Source organism: Deinococcus planocerae, assembly GCF_002869765.1.
Classification (GTDB): Bacteria; Deinococcota; Deinococci; order Deinococcales; family Deinococcaceae; genus Deinococcus; species Deinococcus planocerae.
The window spans coordinates 17,360-27,698 of the sequence record NZ_PNOR01000044.1; the positions used below are offsets into that span (position 1 = coordinate 17,360).

The 10,339-nt window shown below is 71.4% G+C and carries 9 protein-coding genes and 1 tRNA gene; 6 read left to right on the forward strand and 4 right to left on the reverse strand.

Annotated features, from left to right (window positions below; all coding sequences use genetic code 11):
- The first annotated feature begins 24 nt into the window (after positions 1 to 24).
- From A7B18_RS18595 to A7B18_RS18610, 4 genes are all read left to right on the forward strand, one after another.
- On the forward strand, positions 25 to 648 hold the full coding sequence (locus tag A7B18_RS18595) for a deoxynucleoside kinase (RefSeq protein ID WP_102128189.1): 624 nt from the start codon (positions 25 to 27) through the stop codon (positions 646 to 648).
- Between the two features lie 160 nt (positions 649 to 808).
- Complete coding sequence (locus A7B18_RS18600) at positions 809 to 2,275, forward strand: UDP-N-acetylmuramoyl-L-alanyl-D-glutamate--2,6-diaminopimelate ligase (protein ID WP_102128190.1); 1,467 nt, start codon at positions 809 to 811, stop codon at positions 2,273 to 2,275.
- Complete coding sequence (locus A7B18_RS18605; protein WP_102128191.1) at positions 2,272 to 2,694, forward strand: SWIM zinc finger family protein; 423 nt, start codon at positions 2,272 to 2,274, stop codon at positions 2,692 to 2,694. Before A7B18_RS18600 ends, A7B18_RS18605 begins: the two co-directional genes overlap by 4 nt.
- A 242-nt stretch (positions 2,695 to 2,936) precedes the next feature.
- Positions 2,937 to 4,340 carry an RtcB family protein gene (locus A7B18_RS18610; RefSeq protein WP_102128192.1) on the forward strand — a complete coding sequence of 468 codons (1,404 nt, stop codon included), beginning with the start codon at positions 2,937 to 2,939 and terminating at the stop codon, positions 4,338 to 4,340.
- A gap of 500 nt (positions 4,341 to 4,840) precedes the next feature.
- Here the strand turns inward: A7B18_RS18610 and A7B18_RS18615 are convergent, their stop codons facing one another.
- The 3 genes from A7B18_RS18615 to A7B18_RS18625 all read right to left on the reverse strand — a co-directional run bounded on the left by A7B18_RS18615 (position 4,841) and on the right by A7B18_RS18625 (position 7,999).
- A complete protein-coding gene (locus A7B18_RS18615) occupies positions 4,841 to 6,202 on the reverse strand; it encodes a M20/M25/M40 family metallo-hydrolase (RefSeq protein WP_102128193.1) in 1,362 nt (453 codons plus the stop codon).
- Between the two features lie 42 nt (positions 6,203 to 6,244).
- Positions 6,245 to 6,826 carry a hypothetical protein gene (locus tag A7B18_RS18620; protein ID WP_102128194.1) on the reverse strand — a complete coding sequence of 194 codons (582 nt, stop codon included), beginning with the start codon at positions 6,824 to 6,826 and terminating at the stop codon, positions 6,245 to 6,247.
- 96 nt (positions 6,827 to 6,922) lie between these two features.
- Positions 6,923 to 7,999 (reverse strand): LacI family DNA-binding transcriptional regulator, encoded by a 1,077-nt coding sequence (locus tag A7B18_RS18625; protein ID WP_102128195.1) that lies wholly within the window; start codon positions 7,997 to 7,999, stop codon positions 6,923 to 6,925.
- A gap of 74 nt (positions 8,000 to 8,073) precedes the next feature.
- Between A7B18_RS18625 and A7B18_RS18630 the strand changes: the two genes are divergently transcribed.
- Positions 8,074 to 9,282, forward strand: coding sequence for an MFS transporter (locus tag A7B18_RS18630; protein WP_102128196.1), 1,209 nt, complete (start codon positions 8,074 to 8,076; stop codon positions 9,280 to 9,282).
- A 37-nt stretch (positions 9,283 to 9,319) separates the two neighbouring features.
- Complete coding sequence (locus tag A7B18_RS18635; protein WP_102128197.1) at positions 9,320 to 10,120, forward strand: polyphosphate kinase 2 family protein; 801 nt, start codon at positions 9,320 to 9,322, stop codon at positions 10,118 to 10,120.
- 129 nt (positions 10,121 to 10,249) lie between these two features.
- Here the strand turns inward: A7B18_RS18635 and A7B18_RS18640 are convergent.
- Positions 10,250 to 10,325, reverse strand: a tRNA-Gly gene (locus A7B18_RS18640).
- Positions 10,326 to 10,339 lie beyond the last annotated feature (14 nt).

Below are 10,339 nucleotides of genomic sequence, written 5' to 3' on the forward strand. Positions count from 1 at the left end.
CACTCACCGGCGGCGGAGCCGCTGATGTACCTCGCCGTCTCCGGCAACATCGGCAGCGGCAAGAGCACCCTGACGCGGATGCTCTCGGAGCGCTACGGGCTGCGGCCCGTCTACGAGCCGTACGCGGAAAACCCCTACCTAGAGGACTTCTACCGCGACATGCGGCGGTACTCCTTCCACTCGCAGATATATTTCCTGTCGCGGCGGCTGGAGCAGCACCTCAACCTCGTGACGGGGGCGCGGTACGTCATTCAGGACCGCACGGTCTTCGAAGACGCGAATATCTTCGCGCGCAACCTCTTCGAGAGCGGGCAGATGGAGACGCGCGACTGGGCGACGTACCGGGGGCTCTACGAAGGCATCTTGCCCGCCCTGCGCGTGCCCGACCTCCTCATTCACATCGACGCCTCGCTGCCCACCCTACGGCAACGCATCGCCCAGCGCGGGCGGGACTACGAGCAAGGCATCCCCGACGCCTACCTGCTGGGCCTCAACCGGCTCTACGACGAGTGGATCCGGGCCTTCGACGCCTGCCCGGTGGTGAGGGTGCCCGGCGACCGGCTCGACTTCGTGCACGACCCGGCGGCCTTCCGGTGGGTGTGCGACCGGGTGCAGGGGTACGGGTTCGGGCTGCCGCTGTTGAGGTAGCCGTCAGCCGGGGAGCCAGGGTGAGAACAGGTGGCGGGGCGGCTTTGTCAGTTGTCCACCCCTACCGACGGCTTCCGCGTGAATGCGACCGACCTCGCAGGCGTCGGCGTTCTGAGGGACCTTCATGGGGCCGGGAAGGCGGCTGCTAGTCTCAACCCGTATGCGCCTGCGTGACCTCGCCGCTGTCCTCGCCATTCCGTCCTCCCCCCTGCCCGACGTGGAGGTGCGCGGCGTGACGCACAACGCGGCGTGGGTCGAGCCGGGGTTCGCCTTCGTGGCGATTCGCGGGGCACGCTTCGATGGGCACAGCTTCCTGGACGAGGTGGCGGCGCGAACGGCGGTGGCCGTGCTCGGCGAGGGATTGCCGGAAGGTCTGACCTCCCCCCTCCCCTACCTGACGGTGCCAAGCGCGCGGGCAGCCCTGGCAGACGCGGCGGCGGCCCTCGCCGGATACCCGAGCCGGGGGCTCCGTGTGGTCGGCGTGACGGGCACGGACGGCAAGACGACGACGAGTTGGCTGACCCGGCACCTGCTGCGCGCGGCGGGGCTGGAGACAGGCCTTCTCAGCACCGTCGGCTACGAGCTGCCGGACGGCGTGCTGCGGCACTTCCCGGCCCACTTCACCACCCCCGAGGCGCCGCAGGTGCAGGCCACTCTGGCGGAAATGCTCGCCTCGGGCGCGCGGGCCGTCGTACTGGAGGCGAGCAGCCACGCCCTCGCGCTCGACCGGGTGCGGGGGGTGGAGTGGGACGTGGCGGTGTGGACGCACCTGAGCAGCGAACACCTGGATTTTCACGGCACGGTCGAGAACTACTTCGCGGAGAAGAGGAAGCTGGTCGAGCGCGCCCCCTTCGCCGTCCTGAATGCGGACGACCCGTGGACGGAGCGGCTGACGGGGGTCGCGCCCTCGGAGACGACCTACTCGGCGCAGGGGCGGGAGGCGGACTGGCAGGCGGCGGATATCGAGGAACGCGCCACCGGCCTGCACTTCCACGTCCTCTCCCCCCTGGGTGAATTCAGTGCCCACCTGCCCATGATCGGGCGCTTCAACGTGGCGAACGCGCTGGCGGGATTGAGCGCGGCGGCGCACCTGGGGGCGAGCGCGCCGGAGCTTGTGGAGGGGCTCGCCTCCTTCCGGGGGGTGCCGGGCCGGATGGAACTTGTTCCCGGGGAGGAGGACGCCCCCCGCGTCATCGTGGACTTCGCGCACACGCCGCCCAGCCTGGAAAAGGCGCTCTCCACCCTGCGCGCGACGACCCAGGGACGGCTATGGGTGTTGATCGGCTCGGCGGGCGGGCCGCGCGATCCGGGCAAACGCGCGCCTCTGGGTGAGGTCGCCACCCGGCTCGCCGATCACGCCGTCTTCACCGAGGAGGACCACCGCGACACGCCCCTTTCCGACATCCTGCGCGAGATGGAACGGGGGGCGCGGGAGGCCGGGAGGTCCAATTTCACGAGCATCGGGGACAGGGGCGAGGCGATCCGATCTGTCGTCCGAGAGGCGCGGCCCGGTGACACCGTGCTCCTCGCCGGGAAGGGGCCGGAGGACACCCTGGAACGGGACGGAGAGACGCTGCCCTGGGACGAGGTGGGTGAGGCACGGGCGGCGTTGAAGGCCCGGCGGTGAGCCTGACCCCGGACGAGCTGCTGCGATACGCCCCCGGCAAGGTGCGCGAGCGGGCACAGCCGTTGCGTGGGCAGGTCACCCACCGCGAGCGGCAGGGCGAGGTCGTCCGGGCCCGCGTGCGGGGCAGTCGCCCGGCGCCTTACCGGGTACGAATCAACCTGCAAAACGGCGAGGTCTCGTGCTCCTGCCCGGACGAGTACAACGCGGTCTGCAAACACGCCGCCGCGACCCTGCTGGCCCTGCGCGATGATCCCACCTCCTTCCTGCCGGGCACGCCCCCGCGCCGCCTGCCGAAGGTGGACGGCTGGGCGGACGCGGACGTGGAGCGGCTGCTCGACCGGCTGCACGGCCTCTATCCCGAGGTGGTCACCGACTGGGCCCGTCAGCTCACCCACGAGGGCGAGGAAGAGTGGAGCTGAGCCCCGGTCCCATCGGCCTACCTGCCGTGCGTCATCTGGCCGATGCCCCGGCACCCGCCGCGCAGGCAGAGTAGGGCGGCAACGTCAAGAAACGGAAGGGAGCGCCCATGCGAAGAATCCGCGAAGATAGCGGCGGTGACCCGCCCGACGACCCAGACGACCGGGACAGGTCTCCTCCCGGCCTTTCAGAAGAAGGGGGCACGGCGGGCCGATAGGGCTCACCCCCTCAAGAACAGGACCCCATGAACGGAAAACAGATCACCAAACTGGGCTTCGAGAAAAAGGCCGTCGCGCTGGCCCTCGCCGCCGCTAAGTTGCGCGAGCGCGCCGGACTCGACCGCGAGGAAATCCTGGGTGAGCTGCGCTCGGTGCAGGCCAACCCGGGTGCGTACGTCTCGGGCGGCGTGTACGCCGAGCTGGCGGCGGAGCTGACCTCGCAGCAGGCCGTCCTCGACGCGCGCCGGGCGAGCGAGTTGCGCGCCGACCCCCTCCCCTACCGGGTGTGGGGCGAGGACCTGATCGAGCCCGGTGCACGCGACCAGATGAACGTGGCGATGCGCCTGCCCGTCGCTCGGGCCGGGGCCCTGATGCCCGACGCGCACGTGGGCTACGGCCTTCCCATCGGCGGGGTGCTGGCGACGGAAGGCGCCGTGATCCCTTACGGGGTCGGCGTGGACATCGGCTGCTCCATGCGCCTGAGCGTGTTGCCCCTGGCCCCGAATGCCCTGAGCACCGACGAGGCCACCCGCCTCCTGACCAAGCACACCCGTTTCGGCGCCGGGGTCGGCTTCGAGAAGCGCGACCGCGAGGATCACGAGGTCCTGCACGAGGACACGTGGCGAGAGCAGCCCCTGCTGCGCCATCTGCGTGACAAGGCCGCCGAGCAGATCGGCACCTCGGGCAGCGGCAACCACTTCGTGGAGTTCGGCACCCTGAGTCTGTCCGCCCCCGACCTGGGGCTGGAGGCGGGCAACTACCTCGCCATCCTGTCCCACAGCGGCTCGCGCGGCTTCGGGGCCCAGGTGGCGAACCACTACACCAAGGTCGCGCAGGCCCTCCACCCCGCCCTCGACGCGCAGGGCCGCAAGCTCGCCTGGCTGCCGCTCGACACCGAGGAAGGCGAGGGGTACTGGCAGGCGATGAACCTCGCCGGGCGCTACGCCCTCGCCAACCACGACCTGATCCACGCCCGCCTCGCCCGCGCGCGGGGGGTCAGGCCCGCCGCCACGGTCGGCAACAGCCACAACCTCGCCTGGAGGCAGGAGGTGGAGGGCGAAGAGCGCATCGTCCACCGCAAGGGCGCGACCCCCGCCGGGCGCGGCCAGCTCGGACTCATCCCCGGCAGCATGGCCGACCCCGGCTTCGTGGTGCGCGGCAAGGGCAACCCGGAAGCCCTCGCCAGCGCCAGCCACGGGGCGGGCCGCCAGCTCGGGCGCAAGGCCGCCGCCAACACCCTCGCCAAGAAGGACGTGCAGGCGTACCTGAAAGGGCGCGGCGTGACCCTGATCGGCGGCGGCATCGACGAGGCGCCCCAGGCCTATAAGAGGATCGAGCACGTCATCGCCCGCCAGAGCGACCTCGTGGACGTGGTGGCGACCTTCACCCCGCGCGTGGTGCGGATGGACACGGGGAGCGAGGACGTATAAGGAGAACACCGGAACATTGGTGAAACAGGGACCACCTTGGCGGCTGAGAGGCGCTGTCGGGGTGGCTTTTGTTCGGTTCGGGGTGCGTGGTTGGAGAAGATCCTGATGGCAGGTAAGGGGCGCTGGGGGACGCTTCAGTTCACCCCCTCCCAGCCTCCCCCCTCTGCTGTGCAGCTCTGCGAGTCAAGGGGGAGGGGCAAAAAGAGCAAGGGCTTTTGCGCTGTTCAGAACGTCTCTCCGAACGCTCCTATGAGTGGCCGAGACTGAATGCTCCTGGCCCACGGCCCCGCCTTGCTCGCGCAGCGAGACGGTGGGCCCACCGATGGGACGCGACAAGATCAAACATTCCGCCCAGGAAGACCCGACCACCCACACCGTCCGTATACCCTTGCCCAGCGCAGCGCCGCTCCCCCTGCCCCCTTCGGGGGGGAGGGGGCTGGGGGGTGGGGGCAAGCCGTCGCAAGTTCCCCGGCCCCTCACAACCAACCCCGCCTTCCACCTCAAGACGAACTTCCCCGAGCCAGCCGCTCCAGCAAGGCCACCCCGAACGCCACCCCCTTCTCGAAGTGCTCCCGCACGATGTTCTCGTTCGGCGCGTGCACCCGCCCCCCGACATTCCCAATGCCCGCCGCCACACACGCCACCCCCAGCACCTCCCGAAAAGGGTGCATCGGCCCGCTGCCCCCGCTGGAGGGCTGCACGACCGGCTCGGCCCCGTGCGCCTCCCACGCGGCGGCGACGCAGGCCCGCACGAAGGGGTGAGCGGCATCCACCCGCGCGGGCTGCTGATGGGCCTCCAACTCGACGATTTCCACGTCCTCCAGGCCCTGGGCGTCCAGGTGCGCCCTCAGCAGCCCGAGCACGCGGGCCGGGTCCTGCTCCTGCACCAGCCGGAAGTCGAGCTTCACGAAGCCGTGGGCGGGCAACACCGTCTTGCTGCCTTCCCCCCCGTACCCACCGCCCCAGCCGTTCACGTTGACGACCGGGGCGAGGTTGAGCCGCTTGTGGTAGGCCGGGCCGGTGGCGAGGGGCCGGGTCACGCCGTAGGTGTCCCGCACGGCCTGCCCATCCCCGGGAATGCGGGCAATGGCGGTACGGTCGGCCTCCGAGGGCTCGCGCACGTCGTCGTGGAAGCCTGGAAGAGTCACCCGCCCCCCGTCGTCGCGCAGGGAGGCGACCGCCCGGGCGAGGCGGTAGAGGGGATTGTCGATCACCGCCCCCAGGCTGGAGTGCAGGTCGGAGGCCGCCACCCGGCAGCGCAACTCCACGCACATCACGCCCTTGAGCCCCAGGAACAGGACGGGCCGCCCCCCCGGGTCGATGCTCCCGAACTCCCACCAGCAGCCGTCGGCGCGCAACTCCTCCGCGTGTTCGGCGACGAAGCGTTCCAGGCTGGGGCTGCCGACCTCCTCCTCGCCCTCGATCAGCCAGCGGACGCGTAGAGGAAGACGCCCGCCGTTGCGCTCGCGCACCGCCCGCACGGCGGCGAGGCGGGAGGCGAGTTCACCCTTGTCGTCGGAGGCGCCGCGCCCATACAGGCGTCCGTCGCGCTCGGTCAGTTCGAACGGCGGGCTCTCCCACAGCGCCACGGGGTCCTCCGGCTGCACGTCGTAATGGTTGTAGATCAGCAGCGTCCTCGGCCCCTCCCCCGCCTCGGCGACGAGCACGGGGGCGACCTCGCCGGGGTACGCCCGGACGGTGAAGCCCTCCGCCTCCAGCAGCCGGGTCACGAAGGCCGCCGTCTCGGGGAGGTGCCGACCCTGCGCGGACACGCTCTGGAGGGCCACGAGGTCGCGCAGGTCCCTCAGGCCGCGCTCGATGTGGGCCGCGAGGTTGGGGCGGGTGGGGTCCGGTGAGGTCATGGGGGCAGGGTAAGGGATGGGACGACCGTGGGGCGGGTGCCCTCAACCCGGATCGTCCCCCAACGCCTCCACAGTCCAGCGGGCGACCCCGACGAAGGTGCTCAGGCGCACCCCGGCCTCCCCCGACAGGAGGGCTTCCAACCATGAGCCGGGAAGCTGGTGCGGCAGGCCGGGGAGCAGTTCCCACATCAGCGTGCTGGCAGGCACCGGACGACCGTTCACGGCACACAGGGCCTCCGCGAGCTTCCAGGTGGTGGTGTGGACGAGCAACAGGGCATGGTCGGGCGCGGCTCCTCTCAGCTTTCCCAGCGTGGTGAGCAGCCAGTGCCGCAGCGCCTGCCGCTCACGGGGCGACACCCGGTAGGAGGCGAGCAAGACGGAGGCTCGCGCCGCTCTTCGCGCGAGTTCACCCTGCGGATCGTACAGGGCGCGGCCTTCCTGCCAAGCGTAGAGCTCGCTCCCGCCGGACTCCACCGCCGCCCAGGCCTGCTCGAACGTCTGCCCGTGCCGCTCGATCAGGATGCCGAAACGCCCGCCCAGCCTCGAAAGGCCGGGGCTCCGGCCAGAGGAGCCGGAGGTCGAGGTCCGAGGTGGGTCTGGCCGTGCCCCGCGCCACGGAGTCACACAGCCATACGCCCAGCACGCCTTTCGAAATGGCCTGCCCCACCTCCTCGTGCGACAGGCGGCGGTGAAGCTCATGCCGCACTTAGAAAGTTTCTGTCATGGCCTGAACTTGGGGGCCGTGACGCCCGCCGTCGTTCCGCGCACGATCAGGCGGGTGGGCAAGGTCACGTCCCCCGGCCCCTCCCCGTCCAGCCGGGCGAGGATGGCCGACCCTACCCGCACGCCCTTCTCGGTCGTGGGCTGCCAGACGGTCGTCAGGTTGAGGGCCGCGCTGCTGGGGAGGTCGTCGAAGCCCACGAGGCTGAGGTCCCCCGGCACCCGCCGCCCGAGGGCCTGCGCCGCCCGCAGCGCCCCCTGGGCGAGCACGTCGCTCATGCACAGCAGGGCGCTGACCTCCGGGTGCGCGGCGAGCAGGTCGCGGGTCAGCCGCTCTCCCTCGTCGGGCGTGTTCTGGAACGCCTCCGTGACGAAGAGCCGCGCCCCCGCCTCCCCCGCCGCCCCGCGGTAGGCGCGCAGACGGGCGGCGGTCGTCGCGTAGCCGACCCGGGCCTCGCGCTCGGGAGACACCGGGCCGCCCCGGCGCTCCGGCGTGAGTTCGAGGCTGAGCACCCCCAGGTGGCGGTGGCCAAGCCCGGTCAGGTGTCGCGCGGCCTCCCGCGCCCCCCCGGCGTCGTCGATGCCCACCCGCGAGGTGCCGGGCTGCGGCGCCTGGTCCACGAGCACCGTGGGCAGGCCCCGGCCCAGCACCGCGCGCAGCAGCTCTCCCTCCTCGGCGGCGCAGTACACGACCAGGCCGTCCACGCTGGCCGTCTCGACGGGCCGGGTGCCGCGCGGGCTCGCCAGCAGCAGCAGGCTCAGCCCCCGCCCCTGCACCGTCCGGGCCACCGCTCCCAGGAACAGCGCGGCAGCCGGGTCCGCGAAGGCGTATTCCAGCGGCGCGTCGTACACCACGCCGATCACGTTCGTCCGCCCCCGCCGCAGGCTGCGCGCCAGGGGATCGGGGCCCCCGTACCCCAGCTCACGCGCCGCTCCCAGCACCCGCTCGCGCAACTCCGGTGAGAGCTGGTCGGGGCGGTTGTACGCGTTGCTCACCGTGGCGCGCGACACCCCCAACCGCGCCGCCACCTCGCGCAGGGTCACGCGCCGCCCCGGCGGCGGCTTGGCGGAGGACATGGCCGGATGCTAGCGTATGGACCTCACATCTGAATCGATTCAGATGCCCTCCTCCCCCTTTACCCGGAGTCTTCATGACCGACGTGCCCCTGCCCCCACCCTCCATCCCCTCCTCCCGGCGTGCCGAGGTGGCCCGGCACGCGCTGGGGGTCGTCTTCCTGACGAACGGGGTGATGTTCGCCACCTGGGCGGTGAATATCCCCGGCGTGCGCGACCACCTGCGGCTGAGCGACGCGCAGCTCGGGGTGGCGCTGCTGGCGGTGGGGCTGGGGAGCTTGGCGACCATGCCGCTGACGGGGGGGTGGACGGCCCGCTCCGGCAGTCACCGGGTCACGCAGGTCTCCACGGCGGCGTGCCTGCTCGCGCTCGCGCTGCCCTTCCTCGCGCCGAACCTGGGGCTGCTCGTGCTCGGGCTGGCGGTGCTGGGGGCGGCGAACGGCGCGATGGACGTGTCCATGAACGCGCAGGGCGTGACGGTCGAGCGCGCGCTGGGCCGGGCGGTCATGAGCCGTTTCCACGCCTACTTCAGCCTGGGGAGCGTGCTCGGCGCCCTGCTCGGCACGGGGCTGATCGGGCGGGTGCCCATGCTGGGGCACGCCCTCGGGGTGGTGGCGGTCACCAGCGTGGCGGGTCTCCTCGCGGGCCGCCTGCTGCTGCCCGACCGGGGAGACGGTCCGGCGCCGGGGGCTCCCGAGGCTCCGGCCTCCTCCCCGCGCCGTCTTCCCCGCCTGGGCTCCGCCGTGCTGCTTCTCGGCGCCCTGTGCTTTCTGGGGATGCTCGCCGAGGGGGCGAACTACGACTGGGCGGCGCTGTACTTCCGTGACGTGCTCGGCGCGGCGGGCGGGAGCGCGGGGATCGGCTACACGGCCTTCGTCGCCGCCATGACCCTGGGGCGCTGGTTCGGCGACCGAATGCGGGCCCGCCTCGGCGACGAGCGGACCGTGCGGGGCGGCGCCCTGCTCACCGCGCTGGGGCTGGGGCTGGCCCTGCTCGTGCGCGAGCCGCTGCCCGCCGCCGTGGGGTTCGCCCTCTCCGGCCTGGGCCTGAGCAACGTGGTGCCCGTGATGTACGGCGCGGCGGGTCACGCCCTGGCGGGGCGGGGCATCGCGCAGGTCGCCACCATCGGGTACGCGGGCTTCCTGCTCGGCCCGCCCGTCATCGGCTTCGTCGCCGAACACGCCGGATTGCCCGCCGCCCTGGGCATCGCCCTCGCCGGGGCGGCCCTGGTGGCGCTGCTGGGGGGCCGGGCCTTTGCCCTCGTGCGGCGCGGGACATTGGCCTGAGCCGACTCCTCCGCGGGACCACGTGTTAGGCTCCGGCATGAACCTCGACACGTACCGGGTCCAGCCGGGGCAAAGCCTCTCCCTGGGCCGCTGGGCCACCGACGATGACGGCGGGTACGACAAGAAAGACGCGCGGGCCCTCCTGCCCGAGCTGCAAGACGAACTCGCCCGCCTGCAAGAACGCCTCTACGCCGAGAGCAAGCAGGCCCTGCTGGTCGTCTTGCAGGCCCGCGACGCCGGGGGCAAGGACGGCACGGTCAAGCACGTGATCGGGGCCTTCAATCCCAACGGGGTCGACATCGCCAACTTCAAGGTGCCCACCCCGGAAGAACTGGCCCACGACTTCCTGTGGCGCGTCCACGCCCGGGCCCCCCGCCAGGGCATGATCGGCGTCTTCAACCGCAGCCACTACGAGGACGTTCTCGTCACCCGGGTCCACGGCCAGATCGACGAGAAGACCGCCGCGCGCCGCCTGGGCCACATCCGCGCCTTCGAAGCGCTGCTCGGCGACTCGGGCACGCGGATCGTCAAGCTCTACCTCCACATCAGCCCCGAGGAGCAAAAGGCCAGACTCCAGGCCCGTCTCGAGGACCCCGACAAACAATGGAAGTTCAACTCGGGCGACCTGGAAGAACGCTCGCTCTGGAACAGCTACACCGCCGCCTACGAGGCCGCCATGAGCACGAGCACCGACGCCGCCCCCTGGTACGTCATCCCTGCCGACCGCAAGTGGTTTCGCAACCTGCTCGTCAGCCAAATCCTCGTCGAGACGCTCAGGGAAATGAACCCCCAGCCCCCACACGTGGACTTCGATCCACACGCGGTTCACATCGAGTAGCTCATCTACGAGTGCTCCCCGGCGGCGAAGACGACCTTGAAGGGCTGTGTTCCAACAGATCCTCTTCCTCCGTGGCCGAGGCACATGCATAGCAACAAAAAGCCCCACCGCGGGGGGTGGGGGGGACGGTGGAGCGGGAGACGAGATTCGAACTCGCGACATCTACCTTGGCAAGGTAGTGCTCTACCAGCTGAGCTACTCCCGCGTTGTGTTGTGCAC

Coding starts and splice junctions, on each gene's coding strand:
- A7B18_RS18595 (WP_102128189.1), top strand. CDS start 25: ATGTACCTCGCCGTCTCCGGCAACATCGGCAGCGGCAAGAGCACCCTG.
- A7B18_RS18600 (WP_102128190.1), top strand. CDS start 809: ATGCGCCTGCGTGACCTCGCCGCTGTCCTCGCCATTCCGTCCTCCCCC.
- A7B18_RS18610 (WP_102128192.1), top strand. CDS start 2,937: ATGAACGGAAAACAGATCACCAAACTGGGCTTCGAGAAAAAGGCCGTC.
- A7B18_RS18615 (WP_102128193.1), bottom strand. CDS start 6,202: ATGACCTCACCGGACCCCACCCGCCCCAACCTCGCGGCCCACATCGAG.
- A7B18_RS18625 (WP_102128195.1), bottom strand. CDS start 7,999: ATGTCCTCCGCCAAGCCGCCGCCGGGGCGGCGCGTGACCCTGCGCGAG.
- A7B18_RS18630 (WP_102128196.1), top strand. CDS start 8,074: ATGACCGACGTGCCCCTGCCCCCACCCTCCATCCCCTCCTCCCGGCGT.
- A7B18_RS18635 (WP_102128197.1), top strand. CDS start 9,320: ATGAACCTCGACACGTACCGGGTCCAGCCGGGGCAAAGCCTCTCCCTG.